General features: G+C 74.5%; 20 protein-coding genes and 1 tRNA gene. 8 read left to right on the top strand and 13 right to left on the bottom strand.

What is annotated here, in order from left to right:
• Positions 1-61: 61 nt before the first annotated feature.
• From WCD41_RS16750 to WCD41_RS16735, 4 genes are all read right to left on the bottom strand, one after another.
• Positions 62-673: a class I SAM-dependent methyltransferase gene (locus WCD41_RS16750; RefSeq protein WP_337714602.1), complete on the bottom strand. Its 612-nt coding sequence runs from the start codon at positions 671-673 to the stop codon at positions 62-64.
• Between the two features lie 10 nt (positions 674-683).
• Complete coding sequence (locus WCD41_RS16745; protein ID WP_337714875.1) at positions 684-1,655, bottom strand: ribose-phosphate diphosphokinase; 972 nt, start codon at positions 1,653-1,655, stop codon at positions 684-686.
• An 8-nt stretch (positions 1,656-1,663) separates the two neighbouring features.
• On the bottom strand, positions 1,664-3,175 hold the full coding sequence (gene glmU, locus WCD41_RS16740; RefSeq protein ID WP_337714601.1) for a bifunctional UDP-N-acetylglucosamine diphosphorylase/glucosamine-1-phosphate N-acetyltransferase GlmU: 1,512 nt from the start codon (positions 3,173-3,175) through the stop codon (positions 1,664-1,666).
• Positions 3,176-3,293: 118 nt separating this feature from the next.
• A complete protein-coding gene (locus WCD41_RS16735; RefSeq protein ID WP_337714600.1) occupies positions 3,294-5,030 on the bottom strand; it encodes a GGDEF domain-containing protein in 1,737 nt (578 codons plus the stop codon).
• Positions 5,031-5,202: 172 nt separating this feature from the next.
• Here WCD41_RS16735 and WCD41_RS16730 point away from each other — a divergent pair, with 172 nt between their 5' ends.
• Positions 5,203-5,943 (top strand): phosphatase PAP2 family protein, encoded by a 741-nt coding sequence (locus tag WCD41_RS16730; RefSeq protein ID WP_337714599.1) that lies wholly within the window; start codon positions 5,203-5,205, stop codon positions 5,941-5,943.
• Between the two features lie 15 nt (positions 5,944-5,958).
• Here the strand turns inward: WCD41_RS16730 and WCD41_RS16725 are convergent, their stop codons facing one another.
• The 3 genes from WCD41_RS16725 to WCD41_RS16715 form a co-directional block, all read right to left on the bottom strand.
• Positions 5,959-7,164 (bottom strand): carboxylate--amine ligase, encoded by a 1,206-nt coding sequence (locus WCD41_RS16725; RefSeq protein ID WP_337714598.1) that lies wholly within the window; start codon positions 7,162-7,164, stop codon positions 5,959-5,961.
• 126 nt (positions 7,165-7,290) lie between these two features.
• Positions 7,291-7,361: transfer RNA gene (locus WCD41_RS16720), tRNA-Gln, on the bottom strand.
• Positions 7,362-7,438: 77 nt separating this feature from the next.
• Positions 7,439-8,386, bottom strand: a complete 948-nt coding sequence (locus WCD41_RS16715) for a polysaccharide lyase family 20 protein (RefSeq protein WP_337714597.1) — start codon at positions 8,384-8,386, stop codon at positions 7,439-7,441.
• 671 nt (positions 8,387-9,057) lie between these two features.
• Here WCD41_RS16715 and WCD41_RS16710 point away from each other — a divergent pair.
• From WCD41_RS16710 to WCD41_RS16690, 5 genes are read left to right on the top strand one after another with little or no spacing between them, the layout of a single operon-like run.
• On the top strand, positions 9,058-10,602 hold the full coding sequence (locus tag WCD41_RS16710; RefSeq protein ID WP_337714873.1) for a sugar transferase: 1,545 nt from the start codon (positions 9,058-9,060) through the stop codon (positions 10,600-10,602).
• A 10-nt stretch (positions 10,603-10,612) separates the two neighbouring features.
• Positions 10,613-11,875 carry a class I SAM-dependent methyltransferase gene (locus WCD41_RS16705; protein ID WP_337714596.1) on the top strand — a complete coding sequence of 421 codons (1,263 nt, stop codon included), beginning with the start codon at positions 10,613-10,615 and terminating at the stop codon, positions 11,873-11,875.
• Positions 11,872-12,693, top strand: coding sequence for a glycosyltransferase family protein (locus WCD41_RS16700; RefSeq protein WP_337714595.1), 822 nt, complete (start codon positions 11,872-11,874; stop codon positions 12,691-12,693). The genes WCD41_RS16705 and WCD41_RS16700 overlap by 4 nt, the downstream gene beginning before the upstream one ends.
• A gap of 4 nt (positions 12,694-12,697) precedes the next feature.
• On the top strand, positions 12,698-13,354 hold the full coding sequence (locus WCD41_RS16695) for a PIG-L deacetylase family protein (RefSeq protein WP_337714594.1): 657 nt from the start codon (positions 12,698-12,700) through the stop codon (positions 13,352-13,354).
• A gap of 34 nt (positions 13,355-13,388) precedes the next feature.
• The gene (locus tag WCD41_RS16690) at positions 13,389-14,414 is read left to right on the top strand and encodes an NAD-dependent epimerase/dehydratase family protein (RefSeq protein ID WP_337714593.1); all 1,026 of its coding nucleotides are present in this window, start codon (positions 13,389-13,391) and stop codon (positions 14,412-14,414) included.
• Positions 14,415-14,457: 43 nt separating this feature from the next.
• Here the strand turns inward: WCD41_RS16690 and WCD41_RS16685 are convergent, their stop codons facing one another.
• From WCD41_RS16685 to WCD41_RS16675, 3 genes are all read right to left on the bottom strand, one after another.
• On the bottom strand, positions 14,458-15,648 hold the full coding sequence (locus WCD41_RS16685) for a glycosyltransferase family 4 protein (RefSeq protein ID WP_337714592.1): 1,191 nt from the start codon (positions 15,646-15,648) through the stop codon (positions 14,458-14,460).
• Entirely contained in the window at positions 15,645-16,697 is a 1,053-nt protein-coding gene (locus WCD41_RS16680) for a glycosyltransferase (RefSeq protein ID WP_337714591.1), read from the bottom strand. Before WCD41_RS16680 ends, WCD41_RS16685 begins: the two co-directional genes overlap by 4 nt.
• Positions 16,698-17,053: 356 nt before the next feature.
• Positions 17,054-17,596, bottom strand: a complete 543-nt coding sequence (locus WCD41_RS16675) for a dTDP-4-dehydrorhamnose 3,5-epimerase family protein (RefSeq protein WP_337714590.1) — start codon at positions 17,594-17,596, stop codon at positions 17,054-17,056.
• A gap of 59 nt (positions 17,597-17,655) precedes the next feature.
• Between WCD41_RS16675 and WCD41_RS16670 the strand changes: the two genes are divergently transcribed.
• Entirely contained in the window at positions 17,656-18,828 is a 1,173-nt protein-coding gene (locus tag WCD41_RS16670; RefSeq protein WP_337714589.1) for a class I SAM-dependent methyltransferase, read from the top strand.
• A 24-nt stretch (positions 18,829-18,852) separates the two neighbouring features.
• Here the strand turns inward: WCD41_RS16670 and WCD41_RS16665 are convergent, their stop codons facing one another.
• Positions 18,853-20,271, bottom strand: a complete 1,419-nt coding sequence (locus tag WCD41_RS16665; RefSeq protein WP_337714588.1) for a DUF222 domain-containing protein — start codon at positions 20,269-20,271, stop codon at positions 18,853-18,855.
• A gap of 241 nt (positions 20,272-20,512) precedes the next feature.
• On the opposite strand from WCD41_RS16665, the gene WCD41_RS16660 reads away from it, so the two are divergent.
• Positions 20,513-21,520, top strand: a complete 1,008-nt coding sequence (locus WCD41_RS16660) for a hypothetical protein (protein ID WP_337714587.1) — start codon at positions 20,513-20,515, stop codon at positions 21,518-21,520.
• A gap of 105 nt (positions 21,521-21,625) precedes the next feature.
• On the opposite strand, the gene WCD41_RS16655 is transcribed toward WCD41_RS16660, so the two are convergent.
• Both WCD41_RS16655 and WCD41_RS16650 read right to left on the bottom strand, forming a co-directional pair.
• The gene (locus tag WCD41_RS16655) at positions 21,626-23,869 is read right to left on the bottom strand and encodes a lipopolysaccharide biosynthesis protein (protein WP_337714586.1); all 2,244 of its coding nucleotides are present in this window, start codon (positions 23,867-23,869) and stop codon (positions 21,626-21,628) included.
• Positions 23,870-23,924: 55 nt separating this feature from the next.
• A complete protein-coding gene (locus WCD41_RS16650; protein WP_337714585.1) occupies positions 23,925-26,102 on the bottom strand; it encodes a heparinase II/III family protein in 2,178 nt (725 codons plus the stop codon).
• Between the last annotated feature and the right edge of the window lie 99 nt (positions 26,103-26,201).

Below are 26,201 nucleotides of genomic sequence, written 5' to 3'. Positions count from 1 at the left end.
CGACCTGGTGATCTTCAGGGGTCGTCGCGGGCGCGATCTCGCCGACCGGCCGACGGGTGGGTCAGGGGGTCGCGGCGCCGAGGAAGAGGTAGCTCATTGGCCCCGGGGCGCGGAGGCGGTCGTGGGCGAGGTCGGTGACGGTCAGCCCGCCGCGGCGGACGAGCTCGTCGATCGGCCGCGTGAGGTGGCACCCGCCCGCCAGGCGCTGCTGCAGCCCGTCGAGGCGGTGCTGCCAGCGGGCGGTCCGGGGGTCGGGGGACAGGCCGTGCTCGAGGAACAGCAGCTGCCCGCCGGGGCGCAGGACCCGGCGGACCTCGCGCAGCGCGCGCTCGACGTCCGGGATCGTGCAGAGCGTGAAGGTGCTGACGACGGTGTCGGCGCAGCGGTCGGGGAGCGCGAGGTCCGCGCCGTCGAGGCCCACGTGCTCGACCGGCATCCGCGCCTCGGCGATCCGCCGCGCGCCCCGGCGCCGTGCGACCTCCGAGGGCTCCACGGCGCGCACCGAGGTCACCGCCGCCGGGTAGAGCGGCAGCGTCGGCCCGCTGCCGAACCCGAGCTCGACGACCTCGCCGCGCGCCCGGGACACGACCCGTTCCCGCAGCGCACGGACGTCCTCGCCGCCGAGGGCGACGTCGACCAGCCGAGGGACGACGTGCTCGGTCCAGAGGCCCACGGGAGGGAGGCTAGGCGTTGCCGTCGAAGAGGTTCGTCACCGAACCGTCCTCGAAGACCTCCCGCACCGCGCGGGCGATGACCGGTGCGATCGACAGGACGGTGAGCGACGGGAAGCGCTTCTCGTCCGGGATCGGCAGGGTGTTGGTGACGATGACCTCGCGCGCCCCGCAGGTGGAGAGCCGCTCGACGGCCGGGCCGGAGAGCACGCCGTGGGTGGCGGCGATGACGACGTCGGACGCGCCGTCGGCGAGCAGGGCCTCGGTGGCCTTGGCGATCGTCCCGCCGGTGTCGATCATGTCGTCGACGAGGATGCAGCAGCGCCCGGCGACGTCACCGACGACGCGGTTGGCGGCCACCTCGTTGGGGCGGGTCTTGTCGCGGGTCTTGTGGATGAAGGCCAGCGGGACGCCGCCCATCATGTCCGCCCACTTCTCCGCGACGCGCACGCGACCCGAGTCCGGGGCGACGACGGCGAGGTCGTGGTCGGCGTAGGTGTCGCGCAGGTGCTCGGCGAGGACCTTGTTGGCCAGCAGGTGGTCGACGGGGCCGTCGAAGAAGCCCTGGATCTGGTCGGTGTGCAGGTCGATCGTCATGATCCGGTGCGCGCCCGCGGTCTTGAGCATGTCCGCGACCAGACGGGCCGAGATGGGCTCGCGGCCGCGGTGCTTCTTGTCCTGGCGTGCGTAGCCGTAGAACGGGACCACGGCGGTGATCCGCTTGGCCGACGCCCGCTTGAGGGCGTCGATCATGATGAGCTGCTCCATGATCCACTGATTGATCGGCGCCGTGTGGCTCTGGATCACGAAGGCGTCGGAGCCGCGGACCGACTCCTCGAAGCGGACGAAGATCTCCCCGTTGGCGAAGTCGTACGCCGCCTGCGGGGTGATCGTGACGTCGAGCTCCTTGGCGATCTCCTCCGCCAGCTCGGGGTGGGCCCGTCCGGAGAAGAGCATGAGGCTCTTCTTCGGGATCGACGACATGCTCACGGTCACGGGTCCTCCTGCATCGTTGCCTCGTCGGCGTCCGCCGCCTTCTGCGCGGCCTCGGCCGCCTGGGCCGCCGCCGTCCCGGGCCGCTTGCGCACGACCCAGCCCTCGACGTTGCGGTGGGGGCCCGAGGACACCGCGAGCGCCCCGGGCGGGACGTCCTCCCGCACCACGGTGCCCGCGCCGGTGTAGGCACCGTCGCCGATCGTCACGGGGGCGACGAAGGTGTTGTCCGAGCCCGTCCGGACGTGCGACCCCACGACCGTACGGTGCTTCGTCACCCCGTCGTAGTTGACGAACACCGAGGACGCCCCGATGTTGCTGCCCTCACCGATGGTCGCGTCGCCGACGTAGGTCAGGTGCGGCACCTTGCTGCCCTCGCCGATCCGGGCGTTCTTCACCTCGACGAAGGTGCCGATCTTGCCGCGGGCGTCGAGCTCGACGCCGGGGCGCAGGTAGGCGAACGGCCCGACCGAGGTCTCGGGGCCGACCCGCGACGACGAGCCGTGCGTGCGCACCACGGTGGCCCGCGCGCCGACGGTGACGTCGGTGAGCGTGGTGTCCGGGCCGATCGCCGCGCCCTCGGCGACGACCGTGCTGCCGTGCAGCTGCGTGCCCGGGTGCAGCGTGACGTCCCGCTCGAGGCGGACGCCCACGTCGACCCAGGTCGAGCGCGGGTCGACGACCGTGACCCCGGCGCGCATCCAGCGCTCCAGCAGGCGGCGGTTGAGCTCGGTGCCGATCTCGGCCATCTGCACGCGGTCGTTGACGCCGGAGACCAGCCACGGGTCGGCGGTCTCGACGGCGCCCACACCGCGCGCCTCGGAGGCCGCCGTGGCGACCACGTCGGTGAGGTAGAGCTCGCCCTGGGAGTTGTCGGTGGTCAACCTGCTCAGGGCGTCGCGCAGGAACGGCAGGTCGAAGGCGTAGACCCCGGAGTTGACCTCGTTGATGGCGAGCTGCTCGAGCGTCGCGTCGCGGTGCTCGACGATCGCGGTGACCTGGTTGTGCTCGTCGCGCACGACCCGGCCGTAGCCGCGCGGGTCGTCCAGCTCGGCAGTGAGCAGGGTCACCGCGTAGGCGCCGTCGGCGTGCTCGGCGACGAGGGCGCGCATGGTGGCGGTGTCGAGCAGCGGGACGTCGCCGTAGGACACGAGCACGGTGCCCGTGAGGTCGGCGGGCAGGCGGGCGATGCCGCAGGCGACCGCGTGCCCGGTCCCGCGCCGGCGGTCCTGCACGGCGGTGAGCACCTCGCGGTCGAGCTCCGCGGCGAGCCCGAGGGTGTGCGTGCCGACCTGCTCGCGCTCGTGCCCGACCACGACGACCAGGTGCTCCGGCGAGGTGCCGGCCGCGGCGTGGACCGCGTGACCCAGCAGGCTGCGACCCCCGACGGGGTGGAGCACCTTCGGCGTCGCCGAACGCATCCGGGTGCCCTCACCGGCGGCCAGGACGACGACGGCGGTCGGGCCGGCGGCCGGGCCGTTGGTCTGGCTGCTGGTCGGACTGGGCGGCATCGGCTCGGTGACTCCCACTCCTGCCACTCCTGCGCGGTCCGGCCCCGGGTCCGGGGCTCGACGGCCCGATCCTACGACCGCGTCCTCGCGGCCCGGGCGGGGCGTGCGGCCGGGCCGCTCACCGGGGGCGCCGCGGGGACGCCCCGGCGGCGGGCGCGTCGGGCGTGCCGACCGCGTCGCCCCCGGCGCGCTTCGCGGCGTACATCGCGGCGTCGGCGCGGGCCAGCACCTCCGCGGGCCCCTCCCCGATGCGGGCCGCGACGACGCCGACCGAGAGCGTCACCGCGCACCCGTGGGGCGCGGGGAGCGCCCGCACCGCCGCCCGCGCCCGGCCCAGCGCCGCGGCCGCGTCGGCGACGGCGGTCTCGGGCAGCACGACGACGAACTCGTCACCGCCGTAGCGGGCCACCAGGTCGAGCCCCCGCAACGACGAGCGCAACGCCGTCGCGACCCCGCGCAGGACCTCGTCGCCCCGGGCGTGGGAGGCGGTGTCGTTGATCTGCTTGAAGCGGTCGACGTCGATCATCGCCACGGCCGGCGGCGTGACGGGCCCCGCGACGCCCCGTCTCCCGAGCACCTCCATGAGGTGGCGGTCGAGCGCCCGGCGGTTCGGGAGCCCCGTCAGGGGGTCGGCCATCGCGAGGGCGGTGACCTGCCCGTGCTCGCGGCGCAGGCGGTCGTGCGCGAGCCCCGTGCGCAGCGACAGCGCCCGCGCCCGGTGCAGCGCCCACACCTCGGCCTCGAGGTCGGCGACGTAGTTCCCCAGCGCCGCTTCGGCCGCCCGCCGCGCGCTGCCCGACGTCGCCACGCGCGTGCGCAACCGCGCGAGCTCCCGGGTCACCGAGAGCATGAGGCTCGGCTCGCCCCGCGGCGGGCACGCCCGGCGCTCCGCGAGCACCGCGACCGCGCCGTCCTCGTCGCCCGCGCACTCGAGGGCGCGGGAGCGGGCGAGCTCGACGAGCAGCCGGTCGTGCTGGGAGGGCACCACGCCGTCGCCGCCCAGGGCCGCGGCGTCCCGCCGGGCGCGGTCGCGCTCCTGCGCGGTGGCCGCCGGGCCGCGACCCGGCCGGGCGAGCACCTCGGCCGCGAGGAGCAGGGGGCGCTGGGCCGGCGACGCGACGGGCGCGAGGTCGGCGGCGACAGCGAGGGCGTCGGCGAGGCGATCGTCCCCGGGCCGTCCCGCGCGCTCGAGGCGCAGGCCCCACGACACCCCGAGCCGCACGCGGTCGTAGGCGCCCGGTGCGTGCCCCGACGACGCCTCGGAGTCGTCGGCGAGGGTGTCGGCGAGGTCGTGGAGGCCGAGCGAGACCAGGGTGCTCACCGCGAGGCGCCGCGAGCAGGAGACGTTGTGGCGGTGCTCGGCGACGGTGGGCGCGTGGTCGACGAGGATCGGTTCCTCGAAGTGCGCGAGGCCGGTCGACACCGCGGAGAGCGCCGCCTCCTCGTCGCCGGCGAGCAGCGCGCGGCGGGCGCGCAGCATCTGCGCCTCGGCGCCGAACAGCGACAGCCCGTGCTGCGCGACGAGGTCGAGCAGCTCGTCGAGCTGGGCCTCGACGGCCGGGTCCGGGGTGGTCGGGGCGGTCGGTTCCGCCGCGAGCAGCACGCGCGCCACGAGGCTCTGGCGCAGCAGCAGCGCCCGCAGGCCCGGGCCGCCCGCCCGCGCCTCGGGCGCGGCCAGGACGGCGTCGAGCTCGGCGGTGCAGCCGTGCGGATCGGGGGAGGGCACGAGCGTCGCGGCGAGGACGGCGGTGCCGGTGCGGTCGAGCAGCGCGGTCCGGGCGTCGGGGCGATCGGGCGCCGGCGTCCTGGCCATGATCGTGGTGCTCGCGCTGTCGGGGCCGTGGTCCGCGGGCATGCCCCACCTCCGGCGTTCCTCGATCACCGGATCCTCCCGACGGGTCCGGTTCCGACGATCGAGCGATGGCCTGGGCCGCGGGGTCGACGCAGCGACGACCGTCGGCGCCTACTCTGCCCCGTCGCGGGGAGCCTCCTCGACCCACCCCGGTGATCCGGCATCCTGTACCGCCATGTCGGGCTCCCAGACACGCCTCGCCGACCGCTCCGGACGCCTCGTACGGGTCCCGGACCGCGGCCGCGTGGCGCTCACGGCGGTGGTCGCGGCGGTGGTCACCGCGGTCCTGGCCTGGCGCTACGCCGGCGACACCGACGCGGGGCGCACCGACCGGCGGGTGACCGCGCTGCTCGACGCGCAGCAGGGCGCCGCGCGCGGGGTGGCGCAGGGGTTCGCCGCCATCGGCGGGCCGCTGCCGGTGGCCGTGGCGCTGCTCGTCCTCGCGCCGCTCGCGTGGCGCCTGCGCGGCGGGCGGGGTCTCGCCCTCGTGCTGCTGGGCCCGCCGACGGCGATGGTGACGACGTCGCTGGTGCTCAAGCCGATCGTCGAGCGCACCCGCGGGGGCGAGCTCGCCTTCCCGAGCGGGCACACGACCTCGGTCGCGTCGCTCGCCGTGGCGTGCGGGGTGCTGGTGCTCGGCCTGACCGTGCTGCCGCGGGCGCTGCGCCTGCTCGCCGTGGCCGGCCTCGCGGGGCTCGTCGTCGCCGTCGGCGCGGGGCTGATCGCCGACGAGGTGCACTACCCGACCGACACGCTGGGGGCGATCGGCGTCGCCCTCGCGGTGGTGCTCGGCGTCGCCCTCGCGGTCGACGCGTTCGCCGACATGATCACCGACTCCGGGGTCACCGACCCCGGTCCGGACCCCCGCGTGTTCGACCCGCGCGAGCACCCCACCGAGGTGCTGCCCCGCAGCTGATGCCCCCGACGGGCGTCAGCGCGCGGCGGACCCGGCCGTCGCCGGGGCGTCCTCGATGGTGACGCGGTCGCGCAGGCGGGCCAGGAACGGGCGCGGGTCGCGCGCGTCGAACGTCCCGTGGACGCGGGGGGCGAAGTAGGGCCGCACGCCGCGCAGCCACGGCAGGCGCCCGTCGCGCCAGCGGTCGACCAGGATGCGGGTGTCCTTGAACTCGTTGACCCAGTAGACGCCCTCCCGCCAGGGCGCGGCGACCGGACGCTCGCCGTGCACGAGGTGGCGGTAGGTCATCAGGGGGAAGTCGACGCCGCAGCGCACCGCGAGGCGTCCCGACATGTTCGGCCGCCCGTTGACCTCCATGAGCCGGTAGCGGCCGTCGCGCTCGTCCTGCTTGAACTCGACGTTGGCGAAGCCCTCGATGCCCATCGCGGCGACGATCGCCCGTCCGGGCTCGACCACCTCGGGGACGTGGCCGCTGACCACCGCGGACGGGTAGCCGAAGTCCCGCGGGTTCAGCCGCAGCTTGCGGGAGGTCATCTCGACGAGCGGCTCGCCGTCGACGACGTAGACGTTGTAGTTGACCCCGCCGGTCTCCGGGCCCGGGATGAGCTCCTGGACCATCGTGCCGATCCCCAGCTCGTGCGCCTCGCCCCACGCCGTGCGCAGCTCGTCGGGGGTGTGGACGCGCTTCATCTTCACGCCGAACGCCCGGTTGTACCGGTAGCTCTCGGCGGGCTTGACCAGGCACGGGAAGCGCAGGCGCGGGGCGAGAGCCGCGAGCTCGTCGTACGACGCCGGCGCGGCCGTGATCGGGGCCTCGACGCCGACGCGGTCCGCGATCTCGCTGGTGATCCGCTTGTCGAGGAAGGTCTGGGCGACGGCGTCCGGCGGGCAGGCCACGGTGTGGCGCGCCGAGAGCGTCGCGTGGTGGGCCGCGACGGCCTCGAGGCTCTCGTCGGTGGTCGGCACGACGACGCCCGGGCCGTGGCTGTCGGCGAGGCCCAGCAGGGCCTCGACGTAGTCGGTGGTGTGGTCGGCGGGGTCCGGGACGGTCACGCTCCCGCCGACGTACCGCGAGTGCCGCGTGATCTCGCGCGGCGAGGTCAGCACCGCGACGACCGGGACCCCGGCCCGACCCAGCGAGCCGACCACGGCCATGCCCGACTCGTAGCCGCCGAGGACGTAGGCGGGCACCTGGTGGGCGGCCGTCGGCGAGTGCTGCATCGTGGAGTCCCCCTCCGGCGGAGGCCGTCGACGTCGGTCGCGACGGCTCGTTCCGCGCGAAGCGGATACTAAGGACGCGACGCTGCGTCACGAACAGGGGACGCAACCGCCGGTCGGGCGCCATTGCTCCGCCGCCTGGATTCGAACCAGGATCATCGGAACCAAAATCCGAGGTGTTGCCCTTACACCACGGCGGACCGCTCGCCTCGGCGAGACGTCCTCATGGTGTCACGGGCGCCCGAGCAGGGATGTCGGCGAGGGGATGTCGGCGAGGTCACCGGCGGGTGCGGCGCCTGCTGACGGCCGCCACGGCCGCGCCGGCGACGATCAGCAGGAGGAACGCCGCGATCCACGGGGCGACGTCGGACGCGCCGTCGGCCGGGGACGCGGGCTGCTCGCCCGGGTCGGTGGCGTTCTCGATCGACGAGGACGCCGAGCCGGGACGCTGCACCGACGCGAGGCTCGGCCCGATCCGGAGGTCGTCGAGGTAGACGCGCCCCTCCTCGTCGACGTCGGTGTCGCGGTAGAGCCCGACCTTCATGTAGTTGCCGCCGTCGAGCAGCGTGCCGCCGGGCGGGCGATAGTCCTCGAGCACGGGGCGCCCGTCGCGCCAGACGTCGACGGTGCCGCGGTCCGGATCTCGCGAGAACGCGATGCGCAGGGTCAGGTCCACCCGGTCGCCGGCGCGCACAGGCCCGAGGTCGGTGAGGTTCTCGCCCTCGGCCGCGAGCATGAGGCGGTTCTCCCGGACCTCCACCGCGACCGGCGGCGACCCGGAGTCGCCGTAGTGGTGCCACTGGAAGAGCAGCTGCCAGGTGCGCGCGTCGGTGGGGAAGTCGGGCGCGAGCTGCGCGCCGTACGTGTAGTACTGCACGTCGCCCTCGACCTGGTCGGGGATGCGCGGGCGCATCTCCGAGCGCTGCCCGCCGCCCTCGACGGTGAACTCGATCGCCTGGCGGCCGGGCTCCTCGGGCGCCGGGACCTGGCGGGGCGTGCCGTCCTGCTCGTCGTAGTCGCTGCGGCCGAAGCCCGCGAGCATGTCGCCGGACTCGGGCAGGACCCAGATCGGCCGCTCGTCGGTCGGCGGCGGGGCCGCCGAGGCGACCGGCGCGGCGAGGACCGGCACCAGGAGCGACAGGAGGGCCAGCACGACGGCCAGCCGACCGCTCCGGGCGCTGAGCAGCCGGCGCGGGCCTCGGGTGGCGACGTGCGTGCGCCTCAACGGCTCTCCTCGTTCGGGGTGATCGGGTCTCCCCGGGACCGACGGTCTCTCCTGCCGCACGGACCCGGCCCTGCGGGGCCCGACGGGCTCCGGTGCTGTGGGTCGGTGGACCCGACGATACCCACCGGCCGGGTGAGTCCCGTGTGGGACTCCGGGCCACGGAGGTGGTGACCTGCGCCATCACCCGGTGCGACGGGCGTCTCGGCGGGGAGGTCCCGTCCGGCGCACCGATCGAGGCACGGGCCTCCCCGTCGGCGCAGCGAAGCCCGGGAAGCGGGTACGGACGGTGCATCTAGGCTCCCGCCCCGACCCGACCGGCGCAGCCTCCGTCGGCCGGGCGGCGTGACCTCCCCGGCGGAGCACTCGTTGATCCACCCGTGACGCCGCGCCCGGTCCGGGCCGGAATCCGCACGACCTCCGAGGCAACCGGACGCTCCCCGGGACGTCTTACGTCCCGAAGAGGTGTCCACACAGCCGACGAGGTGTCGCGGGGAGCGTTCTCCCCGCGCGATCGAGGACGCGGGGGCGACCACGTGAGGAACGGACGAGTCGAGGTCGAGCGGACCGACCTGCCCACCGGGGCAGCCGGGCCGGTCGACCCGCCTGTGCCCACCGCGGCACGGTCCGAAGCACGGTCCGAGTCACCGGTGCAGGACCTGTCGGTGACCGAGATGCCGACGATGGGTCCGGTGGGCGCGATGGACAGCGACCCCGAGCGGCCCGTCTTCGTCGAGCCGGCGCCGACGGCGCCCGGGTTCGTGCGCATCTGGGAGGACGAGGGCCCGGAGCAGCCGGGCAGTGTGGCGGTGGCCACGAGCTGGCAGCGCAAGTTCGCGCTCGCGGTGGCCGCGTCCGACCTCGCGACCCTCGCGGTCTGCGTCGTCCTGGGTGCGGTCGTCGGCTTCGGTGAGGGCACCGGCCCGCAGAGCTCCGACCCGTGGGCGCTCGCGGGGGTCGTGGCGGTCATGGTGCCGCTGGCGATCGTCGCCTGCCGCGCCTGGGACCCGCGCACCCTCGGCCAGGGCTCCGAGGAGTGGAGCCGGCTGATCCGCGCGTTCGTCTCCGCGGCGATCGTGCTGGGCCTCGCCGGCCTGGCGATCGAGCGTCTCGGGGTGCGGCCCTGGGTGTTCGGCGTGCTGCCGGTCGCCGGCCTCGCCGCCATGGCGGGGCGCTACATGCTGCGCCGCTGGCTGCACCAGGCCCGCAAGCGCGGCCGCGGGATGCTGCCCGTGCTCGCCGTCGGCACCGAGCAGGCCGTGCGCGACCTCGTCGAGCGCACCCGTCGCGTGCCGCACATGGGCTGGGTCGTCATCGCGGCCTGCACGCCGACCGGACTCGGCGAGGAGGGGCAGGGCCACGTCGCCGGCGTCCCGGTCCTCGGCGACCTGGACGACCTGTCCACCAGCGTGGGCAGCGGGCGCTACGGCGTCGTCGCCGTCGCGCCGACGCCGGGCTGGAGCCCGAAGCGCCTGCACCGCCTCGCCTGGGACCTCGAGGGCACCGGCTCCGAGCTGGTCGTCGACCCGGGTCTCATGGAGGTCGCCGGCCCGCGCCTGCACGTCGCGCCCGTCGACGGCCTGCCGCTGCTGCGCCTCACCGAGCCGCGCCTCTCGGGCGTGCCGCGGGTGTTCAAGCTGATGTTCGACCGCGTCACCACCGCGGCGCTCCTGCTCCTGCTGCTGCCGGTGTTCGCGACGATCGCCGTGATCGTCAAGCTGGACGGCGGCCCGGTGTTCTACCGCCAGACCCGGGTCGGGCAGCGCGGCAAGACGTTCCGGATGATCAAGTTCCGGTCGATGGTGCCGGACGCGGACAAGCTGCGCGACGACCTGCTGGCCGGCACCAACGACGGTTCGGGGCCGCTGTTCAAGCTCCGCAAGGACCCCCGCGTCACCCGGATCGGGCAGCTGCTGCGCCGGTACTCGCTCGACGAGCTCCCGCAGCTGCTGAACGTCATCGGTGGCTCGATGTCGCTGGTCGGGCCGCGCCCGCCGCTGCCCGGCGAGATCGACGCCTACACCGACGCGGCGAAGCGCAAGTTCCTCGTGCGCCCCGGCATGACCGGGCTCTGGCAGGTCAGCGGTCGCTCCGACCTGTCCTGGGAGGAGTCGGTCCGCCTGGACCTGCGCTACGTGGAGAACTGGTCGCCCGCGATGGACCTGGTGATCATGTGGAAGACGGTCTCCGCGGTGTTCCGCGGGGACGGCGCCTACTGAGACGGGAACCTTGGAAAACAAGATCATCTGTCGACTGTGCGGCTCGGCCGACCTGGCCAGCTTCGTCGACCTCGGCGCGACGCCGCCGTGCGAACTGTTCCTCACCGCGGAGGCCCTCGAGGCCCCCGAGCCGACGTTCCCGCTCCACCCGCGGGTCTGCCGCTCGTGCCTGCTGGTGCAGCTGCCGCCCCTGATCGACCCGGACGAGACGTTCACCGAGTACGCGTACTTCTCGTCGTTCTCGACGTCCTGGGTCGAGCACGCGCGCCGGTTCGTCACCGCGGCCACCGAGCGGGCCGGGCTGACGGCCGACTCGCTGGTGGTCGAGGCGGCGAGCAACGACGGCTACCTGCTCCAGCACGTCGTCGCCGACGGGATGCGGGCGGTCGGCGTCGAGCCGAGCGCCAACGTCGGCGCGGCGGCCCGGGAGAAGGGCGTGCCGACGATCACGGCCTTCCTGTCGCCGGAGACCGGGGCGGCCGTGCGCGAGGAGCACGGGCCCGCGGCGCTCGTCGTGGCCAACAACGTCTACGCGCACATCCCGGACCTGGTGGGCTTCACCCAGGGCCTGCGCGCGATGGTGGCCGACGACGGCTGGGTGTCGATCGAGGTGCAGCACCTGCTGACCCTGATGCGCCACCGCCAGTTCGACACGATCTACCACGAGCACTTCCAGTACTACACGCTCGGCACCGCGCAGAAGGCGCTGCGCTCGGGCGGCCTCGAGCTCGTCGACGTCGAGCTGGTGCCCACCCACGGCGGCTCGATCCGCTGCTGGGCGCGGCCGACGGAGCTGGGCGTCGGTGCCTCGCCGGCGGTCGAGGACGTGCTCGCCGAGGAGGAGGCCGCGGGCCTCGGGACGGTCGAGGGCCACGCCGGGTTCGCCGGTGAGGTCTCGCGCATCCGCAACGACCTCGTGCGCTTCCTCATCGAGGCCGCGGACGCGGGGAGGTCGGTCGTCGGGTACGGCGCGCCGGGCAAGGGCAACACGCTGCTGAACTACGGCGGCATCCGTCCCGACCTGCTCGCCTACACCGTCGACCGCAACCCCTACAAGCACGGCCGGTACACGCCGGGCACCCGCATCCCGATCCACCCGCCGGAGCGGATCGACGCCGACCGCCCGGACCACGTGCTCGTGCTCCCGTGGAACCTGCGCGAGGAGATCACGGCGCAGCTCGCCCACGTGGCCGAGTGGGGCGGCACGCTCGTCTTCCCCATCCCCTCGCTGCAGGTGGTCGAACCGGGTTCTGGCAAGGTGCTCGACCCGTGAAGGTCGTCCTCTTCTGCGGTGGTTACGGCATGCGGATGCGCAACGGCGACTCCGACGCCCCCAAGCCGATGCAGATGGTCGGGCCGCGCCCGCTCATCTGGCACGTGATGCGCTACTACGCGCACTACGGGCACAAGGAGTTCATCCTCTGCCTCGGGTACGGGGCACACCACGTCAAGAACTACTTCCTCGACTACCACGAGACCGAGTCGAACGACTTCGTCATGCGCCACGGCGAGGTCGAGCTGCAGGGCTCCGACATCGCCGACTGGACGATCCACTTCGTCCACACCGGCCTGGAGTCGCCGATCGGCGAGCGCCTGCGCCGCGTGCGCCACCTCGTCGACGACGAGGAGGTCTTCCTCGCCAACTACGCCGACGTCCTCACCGACGCGCCGATCGACGACATGATCGAGCGCTTCCGGGAGTCGGACGCGACGGCGTCGCTGCTCGCGGTGCCGCCGCAGGCGGTGTTCCACATCGTCGACATCGACCCGAGCGAGCGGGTCAACTCGATCTACCCGGTCACCGACATGCGGATCCGCGAGAACGGCGGGTACTTCGCGCTGCGGCCGGAGGCGATCGACTACATCCCGGAGAACGGCGACCTCGTCGGCGACGCCTGCACCTCGCTGGCGAAGGAGGGCAAGCTGCTCTCCTACACCTACGACGGGTTCTGGCAGCCCGCCGACACCCTCAAGGAGCGCAACGCGCTCGAGGCGGCGTACCGCGCCGGGACGCGGCCCTGGATGGTCTGGGAGCGCGAGCCCGAGCGCCCGCCGCTGGAGGGCCTCGTCGACGAGGCCCTCGGCCGCTGAGCCCGTGCGCGCCCTGCTCCCGGAGACGGTCGACGAGCTGGTCCTGCTCGCCGCGCACTGCGACGACATCCCGATCGGTGCCGGCGGCACGGTCCTGACCCTGTGCCGGCGCCGTCCGGGCCTGCGGGTCCGCGCGCTCGTCCTCTCCGGGGGCGGGACGCCGCGGGAGGCCGAGGAGCGGGCGGCGCTGGCGGCGTTCTGCCCGGGCGCCGACCTCGCCGTCACCGTCCTCGACATGCCCGACGGGCGGCTCCCGACCCACTGGGAGTGGGCCAAGGAGGCGCTCGAGGCGTTCCGGCGGACCTGCGAGCCGGACCTCGTGCTCGCCGGGCACCGGGGTGACGACCACCAGGACCACCGCGAGCTCGCGAAGCTCGTGCCGACGGTGTTCCGCGACCACCTCGTGCTGGGCTACGAGATCCTCAAGGCCGAGCCGGACCTCGCCCAGCCGCCGCTGCTGTGGCCGCTGGATCCCGACGTCGTCGCCGACAAGGTCCGGCTGCTGCACGAGCACTACCCGTCCCAGGTCTCCCGCGCCTGGTTCGACGACGAGACGTTCCGCGGCCTCGCGCGCGTGCGCGGGGTGCAGGCCGGGGTGCGCTACGCGGAGGGGTTCCACCTGACGCGGGCGCTGCTCGGCGCGCCCGTACCGTCTGTCTAGCGTCCCCGGATCACACGAAGGAGGGACCGCTCCGATGCGCGTCCTGCTCACCGGCCACCAGGGCTACCTCGGCACCCTCATGGCGCCGCTGCTCACGCGGGCGGGGCACGAGGTCACCGGGCTCGACTCCGGCCTCTACGCCGACTGCGTGCTCGGCGAGCTGCCCGCCCCGGAGCCCCCGGCGCTCGCCGTCGACCTGCGTGACGTCACCGTCGACCAGCTCGCGGGCTTCGACGCCGTCGTGCACCTGGCGGCGCTGTCGAACGACCCGCTCGGGGCCCTCGCGCCGCAGCACACCTACGACATCAACCACCACGCCTCCACGCGCCTCGCCCGGCTGGCGAAGGAGGCCGGTGTGTCGCGCTTCGTCTACGCCTCCACCTGCTCGGTGTACGGGGCGTCGGGCACCGAGGACGTGCTCGACGAGGAGGCGCCGATGAAGCCGGTGACCCCCTACGCCGAGTCGAAGGTCCGCGTCGAGGCCGACCTCGTCGACATGGCCGACGACGACTTCGTCCCGGTCTCCATGCGCAACGCCACCGCCTTCGGCTTCTCGCCGCGGCTGCGCGCCGACATCGTGCTCAACAACCTCGTCGGGCACGCGCTGCTGTCGAACCGCATCCTCGTCATGAGCGACGGGACGCCCTGGCGCCCGCTGGCCCACGCCGCGGACATCGGCGGGGCGGTCGTCGCGGCGCTCGCGGCGCCCGCCGACACGGTGCGCGCGCAGGCGTTCAACGTGGGCTCGACGGAGAACAACGTGCAGGTGCGCGACATCGCCGACGCGGTGAAGGTCGCGGTGCCCGAGGCCGAGCTCGTCATCACCGGCGAGACCGGCGGCGACCCCCGGTCCTACCGGGTCGACTTCACGAAGATCGGCAAGTTCCTGCCCGAGTTCCGTCCCGCGTGGTCGGTGGCCGACGGCGCCGAGGAGCTGATCCGGGAGTACCGCGCGCGCGGCCTGACGCAGGAGGCGTTCGACCGCCGCTTCACGCGCCTCGCGGTCCTGAAGGACCGCCAGGAGGCCGGCACGCTCGACGAGTCCCTGCGCCCCAGCTGACGGGTATGTGAGCGAACTTCGGTGCCATGGCACCGAAGTTCGCTCACATGCCGGTGGTGACCAACTCGCTCCAGCGGGGCCCGATCACGCCCCAGCGGTAGTGCGCCAGCACCAGCTCGTGGGCGGCGCGGCGCAGCTCCTCGCCCCGGGCGGGCTCGTCGAGGACGGCGAGCACGGCGTCGGCGAGCCCGGGGGCGTCGTCCGCGCACAGGACGTGGACGCCGTCGCGCACCTCGGGCATCGCCTCCACCCCGCGGCGGGTGGTGACGACGGCGCGGCCGAGCGCGAACGCCTCGAGCACCTTGTTCTTGAGCCCGCTGCCCGTGCGCATCGGGTTGATCATCACCGGGTACGGGGCGACCCCCGACGGCAGGTCCTCGACGTAGCCGGCGAGGCGGATCAGCGGCTCGTCGGCGGCCGCGTCCGTCAGCCAGGACGGCGGGCTGCCGCCGATCACGCAGAGCTCGACGTCCTTGTCGCGCAGGTGCGGCAGGAAGACGTCGTGGAGGAAGAACCACAGCGCCTCGTGGTTGGGGCCGAACGCGAGGTTGCCCCAGAACACGACGCCGCGCCGGTCGCCGGCGGGCGGGAGGTCGCCGACGTAGGCCTCGTCGATGCCGTTCGGGATCGTGCGCACGGTCCCCGCGGGGTGCCGGCCGCCCTCGACGGCACGGGCGTCCGGGTCGCTGATGGCCGTGACGAGGCCGAAGTGGTCGGGGAACCGGGCCTCCGTGCGGCTCTTGCGCGTCACGTCCACGCGGTCGGAGATCCACCGCGCGCGCCGGGTGACGCCCTCGAGCGCGCGCCGGGCGGTGAGCCCGGTGCTGTCGCAGACGTCGAGGACCGTGCGGGGGACGTCGATCCCGGCGGCGAGCTCGGCGACGTCGCCCCCGAACACGACGAGGTGGCTGATGTCCTTCTCGCGCACGACCTCCGCGAGCCGCGCCCGCGCCGCGTCGAACGCCGCCGGGCGGGTGATCTGCAGGAAGTGGGCGTTGGACAGCCGCAGGTGGCGACGCCACCCGGTGACCCGGCCCTGCAACGGCGGGAGCTCCTCGACCGAGGCGAAGACGCCGTCGACGGGCAACCCGCGCCGGGCCGTGCCCGGGGCCTGGTAGGGAGCGACCACGAGGTGCACCTCGCCGGGGAGGTGCGCGCAGAGGTTGACGACGCGCAGGTCGTAGCCGCTCTGCCGGGAGTCCAGACGCCGGTTGGTGAGGACCAGCGTCCTCATGGGGTCCCGGAGTCGCGGGTGCCACGGGCGTCGCGGCCCGAGCGCAGGAGCTGGCGCCACCCGAGCCGGCGCACGGCGTCCACCCGCGCCTGGACCTTCTGCTTCGCGGGGTGCATCCGCCGCAGGACGCCGGGGGCGAGCCGCAGCGAGAGCAGCAGCCCCGCGCTGCGGGCGGTGCGCTGCTGGCCGAACGCCACGCCCACGTGCCGGCGCGCGTCCTCGACGTCGCCCGCGCGGAACGCGAGGCGGGCCCGGCGCAGGGACTGGACGTAGCGCAGCTTGCGCAGCACGCGGTCGAGGGCAGCCTGGGCGTCGGCGTCGCCGGAGGTCTCCACGGCGCGGATCAGGGCCCGCTCGCGCTGCACCTCGAACTCCTCGGCGCGCGCGGCCTCCGCGGGGCGGCTCACCGAGTCGGTCTCGACGCGGAAGCGCGCGAGGACGTCCGGGATCATCCGCACGTCGTGGTCCGCCGCGAGCGCCCGGAGCCAGAACGCGAGGTCGTCGACCATCGGGGTGTCCGACGCCAGACCGCCGAGCGACTCCCACACGTCCTTGCGGATGGCGGCGCTGTAGTACGGGCAGGGCCCGTCGATGACGTCGGCGACGCTGAGCCGCTTGGCCGGGTCGGAGCGCCGGCGTGCCGCCGGGTTGCGCAGGTAGGTGCGCACCATCCGCTGCTCGCCCGGGTCGACGAAGAGGTAGGCGTCGCACGTGACGGCGGCGACGTCCGGGGTCTGCTCCACCAGGTCGGCCATGCGGCGGCAGAACTGTGGCTCGAGCGCGTCGTCGGAGTTCAGCGGGACGAGGAAGCGCCCGCGCGCCTCGGCCGCGGCGGCCATCGTGCCGCCGGCCGCGCCGCGGTTCTCCTGACGCACGAACGTGACGCGGCGGTCGGAGAGATGCGGTCGCACGACGTCGGCGATCGCGTCCGACCAGCCGTTGTCGACGATCACCAGCTCCCAGTCCGTCATCGTCTGGGCGAGGACGGAGGAGATCATCCGCTCGAGGACGTCCTCGGTGCGGTACGCGGTGGTGAGGAAGCTGAACATCGGCGTCGGCGACGATGCCGACGCGACGACCGTCCTGGCCGGTGACGAGGTGGTCTCCTCGGGGGAGGGGGCTCGTGGCGCAGGCGTCTGCGCATGGGCCGGAGAGGTCATCGGTGTGGGCGTCCTCGGGTGTGTGGTCACCGGCGCGGTCGCTGGTCCGGACGAGGTCGATGCCATCGAGGTCGTGGCGCCGTCACGGACATCCGCGGTGCGCTCCACCGGACTGGTCACGACGCGGATGGTAGACCCACGGCCGTCCGTCTCCATCCGTGGGGTTGCTCCGTTCGGCGACATCAAACGTCCGTTCGGTCACAGAAGTGCAAACGGGACACCGGGGCCGTCCACGACCGGGGTGGTCATCGGTGCTCGATCAGGCTGCGCCATGTACCGGCTGTGCGGTCCCGCTCCGAGATCGGCCCGACGGGCAGGGGCCAGGTGATGCCGAGATCGGGGTCGTCGTGGGCGACGGCGACGTCCTCGCCGGGCGCGTGGGGCCGGTCGATGCGGTAGCAGACGTCGGCGACCTCGGTGAGCGCCTGGAAGCCGTGCAGGAGACCGCGCGGCACGTAGAGGTGGTGACAGTCCGTGTCGTCGAGCCGGAACGTCGCGACGGTGCCGAAGGTCGGCGAGTCGGACCGCGCGTCGACGAGGACGTCGAGCACCGCGCCGTGCGCGACGCGGACCACCTTGGCCTCGCCGTCGCCACGGCGGCCGTGCATGCCGCGGATCGTGCCCTGCCGGGAGCGGGACTGGCTGTCCTGGGCGTCGGGCCCCAGGTCCACGCCGTGCTCGCGGGCGATGGCGGTGTCGAAGGTGCGGACGAAGAAGCCGCGGTCGTCGTGGTGAGGGGTGGGGACGAAGAGCAGCACCCCGTCGATCGAGCTGGTGAGGACCTCCACGCACCGCACCCTCCCACCCCGCGCGCGGGCGACCGCGGGGGCCCGGATAGAAGAGCACCGTGGCCTCTCCGCACCCGGACCCCCGCGGCTCCCGCGACACAGCACCCACCTGCCGGTGGTGCCGCTCCACCCAGGGGGACGTCGTCCTCGACCTCGGCGACCAGCCGCCCGCCGACCTCTTCCCGGCCGGCGACGACCCCGGCCCCGACCCGGTGCACCCGTTGCGGATGTGGCTGTGCGCGTCCTGCGGTCTCGCCCAGCTCGCCGAGGACCCGACGACCCCCGACGAGCCCCGTGGCGCCGAGCCCCAGGCGCTGGTCGACCAGGCGCGCGACGCGGTCGCCCGCGTCGAGGCCGCCGGGCTCGTCCCGGCCGGCGGCGGGACGGTCACCGAGTTCGGCAGCCCGCACGGCGGCTCGTGGCTCGACCTGCTGGCCGGTGCGGGACTCGCCGAGGTGACGGACGGGCGGCCCGCCGACGTCGTCGTCGACTGCTTCGGCCTCATGCACGAGGCCGACCAGCGGGAGGGGCTGGCCGCCCGCGCGGCGGCGACGGCGCCGGACGGGGTCCTCGTGCTCCAGTTCCACACGCTGGCGGCGATCGTCGCCGACGGCGGGTGGAACGCGCTGCGGCACGGCCACTTCGCCTACTACTCGACACCGGTGCTCACCGCGATGCTCGCCGAGATCGGCTTCGAGGTGACCCACGCCCTGCTCTTCGACCTCTACGGCGGCACCGTGCTGCTCGCCGCGCGCCGCACCGGGGTGCCGGGGCCCCGGGACGAGGTCTCGGTGCAGACCCAGATCGAGCGCGAGGAGGGGGTCGGGGTCCGTGACGCCGGCGTGGTCGCCGCACTCGGGGCCGCCGCGGACGCCAGCGCCGGGACGCTGCGCGAGCACCTCGCCGAGCGGCGCGACGCCGGCCGGTCGGTGATCGGCTACGCGGCGGCCTCCCGCGCGGTGCCGCTGCTCAACCGTGCGTCGGTCGGCCCGGACCTCCTCCCGGCGATCGCCGACGGCTCCCCGGGCAAGTGGGGACGGCGCGTGCCCGGCGTCGCGGTGCCCATCGTCGGGCCCGAGGAGGTGACGCGGCGGGCGCCGGACGAGGTCGTGCTGTTCGTGACCGACCTGCTCGAGGAGATGCGCACGCGGCTTCCGGAGGTCGAGGCCGCGGGCGGGCGGTGGGTCGTCGTCGACCCGACCGTGCGGGTGGCCCCACCTCGCCGGACTTAGCCGCCCTCAGGACGCCAAGAGGGCCTACGCCGCAGTCGGCAGGGGCGGTGCGGGCCCGCCGGGGCGTGGCTGCTGGGTGGGGTCGATCCAGGGTGGTGGGGTGAACCAGGGCCGGTGGTCGATCATCTCGACGTGCCAGCCGGCGTGGTGGATCTGCTGGTGGTGGTGGGTGCAGAGCAGCACCAGGTTGTCGATCTCGGTCGGGCCGCCGTGGCTCCAGTATCTGATGTGGTGGGCGTGGCAGCGTCGGGGTCGGCGGGTGCAGCCGGGGAACGCGCAGCCTTGGTCGCGGACGGCCAGCGCGCGGCGGATGGCGTCGGGGACGGTGCGGGAGCGTCGGCCGATGTCGAGGGGTTCGGAGCGGGTGCCGAGCACGACGGGGATGATGTCGGCGTCGCAGGCCAGGCGGCGCAGGGTGGCGGCGTCGACCAGCTGCTGGTTGTCGAGGAGGCCGTGGCCGACGGCGCGGCGTAGCCAGTCGTGGTCGATGGTGGCCGTGATCAGCGCCCGCCCCGCGCTACCTGCGGGCGAAGTGGCGGCCGCGGTTGATGTCTTCTCGGGTTCGGGGCGCCGGGGTTCCGGGATCAGCGCGTCCTGACCGTCGGTCGGCTCGGTCGGCTCGGTCGGCTCGCCCGGCTCGGTCGGCTCGTTGTGGGTCCAACCGGCCGGTTCGGGGGTGGCGGGCTGGTCGGGTCGGGGTTCGTGGGGGGTGTCGGTGATGAGCCCGCCGGGGCCGAAGGCGTGGGCGAAGAGCTCTTTGAGCGCTTCGGCGCGGCGCACGGCCACGTCGCGGTGGTCGTCGGGGCCGGCGGGCCCGGAGAGGACGTCGAACCCGTGGTCGATCATCGTGGCGGCGATGACGTCGCTGAGGCGGGCGCGCAGGTCCATGGTGCCGTTGCGGTGGCGCAGCAGCTGCACGGTGTCCGGGCCGTCCTCGCCCGGGGTGGGGGCGGCGCCGTCGGGGTCGAGGTGGGCCAGCAGCCGCTGCGCGGCCCGGGTCAACCCGGCCGGGGACAGCGCCCGCGCCTTCTCCGCCAGCGACGCCTCGGCCTCGGCCACCACGGCGGGCGTCAGGTGCTCCAAGGCGGCGATGCGGGTCATGGTGCGGCGGATGATGGCGAGGTGGGCCTCGCCGACCGCCCCGTCGGCCAGGGCGGCCGCGGTGTGGGGCAGCCGCGGCGGTAGCGCTTCGCCGCTGGTCGCGACCCGGGGGGTGAGGTCGCGGGCCTCGTCGACCAGCCGGGTCGCCTCCCGGCGGTCGCAGCGGGCGAGGTTCTCCACCAGTCGTTCGACCAGCCGGTCCCCGGTCCGGTCGGCCACCCCGGCCCGGTCGAGCTCGGCCACATCCTCGAGCAGCCGGTAGTGCTCCACCCCCCGAGCCGCGAACCGGGCGCGGGTGCGGGCAAGCAGTGCCCGCTCCGCCGCACCCACCGGTTCGCTCACGTGTTCGAGTCTACCGCACAGCGGCGACACCCGCGACACCGACGCCATGCCGGTCGCCTTGTCGCCACATCGGACTCATCAGCCCCATCAGCCTCAACCGTTCCGGCGATTGTCGATCTCCTGCGCCGAATGGTTGTCTCGGGCCGCTCAGCGGTGCGCTCGGTCGGACGAGCGGTCGTGCCGTCGGTGACGAGGCGAGGGGTCAGCCGTGGTGGGTTCGCGAGGTCGAGGCGCCGCACGGGTGGTGCTCGTCCTGGTCGTCGTCGCGCTGGTCGGGCTCGCGCCGTCCGCGGCGGCGGGTACGGGTGCGGGTACGGGCTCGGCGCCGGTGGATCTCACCGCCCGGGACCTGATGGCCCGGCCGTTCGCCTGGGACTCGCCGTGGAACCTGCCGCTGTCGGCGGCGGCGCGCTACCAGCCGTTCGACACCCGCGCCCGCAAGACCTACCTGGACATCGAGGACATCAGCGTCGACCCGGAGTTCCCGGTGCGGACCCTCGACGCGAACGGCGAGGACCTCCAGGTGCACGTCGACCCCGACCTCACCGCCGACGGCTCCTTCAATCACTGCGCGACGTTCCTGCTCGACTCACCGGACCGCGCGACGATCGTGCAGGGCCAGCCGCTGCGCCTGGACCGCGGTGGTGACCCCTCCTACGAGTTCACCTGGGATCCGCTGTCGCTGCGCGGCCCGGGGATCGACGGGTGCCACGGCGGGTCGAGCCTGTCGGGGATCGGCGGCACGGTGCGCGTCGGCGAGATGCGCTCGTCGGAGCCGCTCCGGCACGCCCTCAAGATCAGCCTGAACTGCGGGCTGTCCTGCAGCACCGAGGGCGGCGGGTTCCGCTGGCCGGCGACGAAGGCCGACAGCGGCTTCGAGGAGAACTACCGGGGCGACGACCCCGAGGTGAAGATGGGCTCGCTCATGGCCCTGCCGCCCGACGTCGACCTCGAGCGCTTCCCGTCACCGGACGTCCGCAAGCTCGCGACCGCTCTGCGCGACTACGGCGCCTACGTGGTCGACAGCACCGGCGGGCCGAGCACCAACTCGCTCTCCGTGCAGGCGGGCGCCGAGCCCGAGGTGCCGAGCATCGGGTCCGACGAGATGCTCCGGATGTTCCGGTCGCTCAACGTCGTCACGAACAGCGCGCAGGCCACCCCCGGCGGCGGGCCGCTCGGGAGCCCGCGCCGGGCGCCCTGCGCCGGCCCGTTCGCCGACGGCACGGGCGGCGCGCCGCCGGGGTGCTGAGCGGGGCTGGGTCGTCGGAGTCGGCCAGCCACTCGATCGCCGTTCTGGTGACGATCCCTGTCGAATCCGACATCGATCGTCACCCGGACCGTGATCTCGGGAGCCCTAGTCGGGCTTCCGCCGGGTCACCTTGGTGAGCGCGACGACCCGGCGGGAGCCGTTGCCGTTGCCGTTGCCGTTCCCGTTCGTCGCGCCGGCGCCGGCGCCGGCGCCGGTGCCGTCACCGTTGCGGTGGCCGTTGCCGTTCCCGTTGCCGTGGTGGCCGTTGCCGTTCCCGTGGTGGCCGTTGCCGTTGGCGTGGTGGCCGTTCCCGTGATGCCCGTTCCCGTGGCCCGGCGACCCGACCGGCCGGATGGCCGTGGTGGGCGCGTCGACGTGCGGCGGGGGGACGGACGCGGGGACGGGGCGCAGCTCGCGCGTCGCGGCGTGCGGTCCGTCCGTCGCGGGTGGTGGTCCCGGCGGTGGTCCCTGTGGCGGTCCCGGCGGGCGGGGTGCGACGGGGCGGACGTCGGCGGGGACGAGCTGCTCGGTGAGCGGGTCCCAGCGCAGCCCCAGGATGACGGTGGGCGCGTCGAGCAGGTCGTCCTCGCCGCGCCGGGACGACGGGTCCTGGTCCGGTCCGTCGGGGTCGGCGGCCGCGTCGACGCCGGCGGCGCCCCCGCCGCGGCGACGCTGGAGGAACTTCTGTGCCAGGTCGCGGAGCTCGACGATGGTCGCCGGGGCGAAGAGCGCGAGCGTGCCGAGGTAGACGACGACGAAGAGCAGGAACTCGGCGGTGAGGAAGACCAGGCCGAGGACGATCCCCTGGGAGCCCGCGTCGAGGACGTAGTGCTCCAGGGCCCAGGTCGCCACGCCGGCGAGGGCGGCGGCGCCGACCGGCGGCACCATGACCCGGGCGAGCTCGCGCCAGCGCAGCCCCACGAGCGGCGCGGCGAGCCCCATGGTGACGAGCCCGCAGACCAGCCCGTCGATGGAGGCCGCGAGACCGACGCCGAGCAGGCCGAGCGGCAGCAGCAGGACCAGGGCCCCGATGCCGACGACCAGCGAGGTGCCCGTGATCCAGTGCAGGAGCTTGCTCTTGCCCGCGCCCTTGATCGACTCCATGCCGACCGCGTTGAGCGCCGTCCCGGGGCCGAACCCGGCCATCGCGGCCACGAAGACACCGGCGGGCGCCCAGCGCTCGCCGAGCAGCACCACGATCGCCGGCCCGCCGATGGCGACGAGCAGCGCGGCCAGCGGGATCGTCGCCGTCCAGAGCAGGCGCAGGGCGCGCAGGAAGCCGCGCTTGAACCGCACCGCGTCCCCGGAGATGCGCGCGAACGCCGGGAAGAGGACGTACGACGCCACCTGGATGATGGCCTGCCCCGGCAGCGTCCCGATCCGGCGGCCGTAGCGGTACTGACCGGCGGTGGGGATGTCGAGCGCGCGGCCGACGATCGCCTGCTGCGCGATCTCGCGGAAGTTCGACGTGACGCCCTGGACGATGAGCGGGAAGGAGAACTTCGCCATCTCACGCCAGGTGCTGAACACGAAGCGCGCCTTGCCCGGCCGCCACCCGGCGAGGGTCCAGGACGCGATGAGCGTCGCGATCTGGGAGGCGTAGAGGCCGGTGACCATGCCCCACACCCCGAAGCCGAGGGCGCAGGCGGTCACGGTGACGACGGCGAACGAGCCGGCGGTCAGCGGGTCGACGATGAGCTTGCGCTTGAAGTTGAAGCGCCGCTGCATCAGGGCCTCGGGCACGTTGAGCAGCGCGTGCACGAGCAGCGTGCCCGACGTGACGGCGGCGATGAGCCCGACCAGCTGGTCGTCGAAGAACATCCCGAGCAGCGGCGAGGCGAGCAGCGCCCCGGTGGACATGACGACGCCGGTCGCCACGCTCGCCCAGAACGCCGTGTTGGCCGCTTCCTCGATGTCGTACTCGCGCTGGATGAGCGCGGCCTTCATGCCGCCGCCCGCCATCGCGGTCAGGAAGTTCGCGAACAGCGTGCCGAGGGTGAACACGCCGATCTCGGCGGGGGAGAGCAGCCGGGCGACGATCACCGTCTGCGCCAGCGAGATCACCTGGGTGACGAAGAGCATCGCCGCGGAGATCGTCGCGCCCTTGCGGAGGGTCTTGCTCAGACCCTTGAGGTTCGGGTTGTGTTCGTCGTCGGAGACCTTCGTAGCCACCGGGCCGGCCGGCTCCGGCTCGGGCTCGACCTGGGCGCCGGGACGATCACCGGCGGTCTCGCCCGGCACCATCTGCGCCGGGGCCGGGACCGGGGTGCCGTCCGCCCGGTCGGTGCCGTCGAGGCGCCGACCGGAGTCGGGTCCGGACGCGTCCGGGCCGTCTGGTCGTCGGGTCATCGATCCCAACCGCTGGAGGGCGACGGGTGGCTCGGTCCCGCCGAGGGCCGCACGGTCATCGTAGTCGCGCCTCCGTGAGCGGCTCCGCGGACGGCGGGACGAGATCGGCGACGGTGGTCACGCCCGCGGGCAGCGGCACCGTGGTCACGCGGGTCACGCCCGTGCCGCTCCAGGTCACCGTGGCCGTCCCACCGGCCAGCGACACGGCGGGCATCGCGACCTCGGCGGTGGCCGCGGCACCGGTGAGGAGGACCGTCGCCAGCACGCAGGGGCTTCCCGGGCGCAACCACACCTCGTCACCGACGAGCCAGCACGGCCGTCGGCCTTCGAGACGCTCGGACCACCAGCCGAGCTCGCCCGCGCCCGGGTCGCCGCCACGCAGCCGCCAGGGCGTGGCCGCCTCGGTGGCCACGGTGAGCAGTCGCAGGACGGGCCGGCCGTCACGGCGCACGAGGACACCCTCGTGGTGGCCGTCGGGGGTGAGGTCGGGGAACAGCGGCCAGGTCGTGCGCGCCCGGTGGGGCGTGTCGTCGCTGGCCAGCACGTCGACGACGAGCACCGCGTCCTCCCCGGGCGGCATCTCGACGACGCGACGGTGGGTGACGGGGTCGGCCAGCCGGCCGTAGCCGTCGTGCTCGGCGTCGACGCGACCCGACGGGAGGTCCACCTCGTGCACGGTCGTGCGCGCGTGCTCGTTCCAGAGGAACGGCCCGCCCGACACGGACTGGTCGAGGTCGTCGACGGCGACGGTCGGGTGGGCGCGGGTGCTGCGGTGCGCGTCGCGCCAGTCCGGGTGCACGAAGTAGCTGCCGGTGCCGGGGTCGCCGACGAGGTCGTGGCCGTCGACGGCGAGCCCGACCGCGAGGGCGTCGGCGTGCCCGTGGGCGGCGATCGACAGGTAGCCCAGCGGGCCCACGTCGACGAGCACGCGCCGGCCGGCGTCGCGCAGCACCACGACCCCGCCGTCGGGGGCGTACGCGGAGCGCGGCGCGCGTCCCGGGCCGGCCGGCGGCCCGTCCGGGACGTCCAGACGCCGGCCCACCCAGGCCGCCGTGAGGTCCGTGCGCCCGCAGCGGCGGGCCGTGGCGTCCCCGGTGAGGACGGCGGCGAGCGCCAGGTGCTCGCGGACCTCGCGCACCGGGGCCGGGTCGAGCCGCAGCGCGAAGCCCTCGTCGTCGTCGCCGGTGCGCGGCACCGGGTCGTCGTCGCCGACCAGGTCGGCGAGGTGACCGGCCGAGCGCTCGACGGCGGCGAGCAGCGCGTCGTCCTCCACGGTCGGGCGGTGGCCGGGGCGCAGGCGGCGCAGGAGGGCGACGACGGCGAGGAGCTCGGCGGTGAAGACCTGGTAGCCCACGGCCTGCTCGGCGCCGACGCCGTCGGGAAGGATCTGGCGGCCGGCCTCGACGGCCAGGGCCGCCAGGGCGTCCGCCTCCCACCGGCGGGCCCGCGCGAGCTCGGGGAAGGCGATGCCGACGACGGCGAGGCCGGCGAGCTCACCCACGAGGTGGTTGTTCGCGGAGCTGTGGCGGGAGCGGTCGCGCCAGCAGCGCCGCGCGCCGGCGGCGAGCATCCGCACGGCCCGGCGGTAACGCTCCGTGTCGAGGTCGGGGTGGTCGGCGAGGCCCTGCAGCGCGACGGTGACCGACAGGGCGCGGACCCCGACCTCGAACGCCCCGCGCCACGCGATGCCGTGTCCGGGCGGGTTCGCGGTGATCCACGAGTCGAGCTGGTCGAGCGCCTCGCGGCCGTAGCGCTCGTCGCCGGTGAGCAGCCACGCCTGGGCGAGCCACGGCAGGTGCTGGAGCCGGTTGAGCTCCCAGATCCACTTGGGGTCGCCGTGCCCGCTGCGGTGGTTGATCTCGTGCGCCGGCCGGTCCGGCCACCGGAACCCGGTCAGCGGGTCGAGCCACCAGTCGATGCCGCCGTCCCGGTCGGCGAGGTACCGGGCCTCGGGGTGCGAGAAGTACGTGAAGCGGTGCTCGAGCACGCGGTCGGCCGCGGCGATCAGCGCGGCGGTGGCGTCGGGCTGCTCCGCGGCCACCGCTGCGGCGGTCACACGGTCGAGGAGGACGGGGCGCCCGGCCTGCGCGCGGAAGTCCTCCCGCAGCGCCGCCCAGTCGACCGTGTCCGTGCCCAGGAGGCGGGCGTCGGAGGGCTCCGCGTCACCGGTGAACCGCCGGGCCACGGTGCCGCCAGCCGTCGCCGCACGGTGCGCGACCTCCTGCGGGCTCATGGATCGGAGCCGCCGGGCGTACCACGCGAGGGAGGCACGGGTCGGTGCTCCGGGACGGGCCATGTCGCGACTGTACGTGGCCCCCTGACGGCGCTCCGG

It is taken from the genome of Actinomycetospora aeridis, assembly GCF_037400275.1.
GTDB classification, from domain to species: Bacteria; Actinomycetota; Actinomycetes; order Mycobacteriales; family Pseudonocardiaceae; genus Actinomycetospora; species Actinomycetospora aeridis.
The sequence above is the reverse complement of the archived record's forward strand: the minus strand, read 5'-3'. Positions and strand labels throughout refer to the sequence as shown.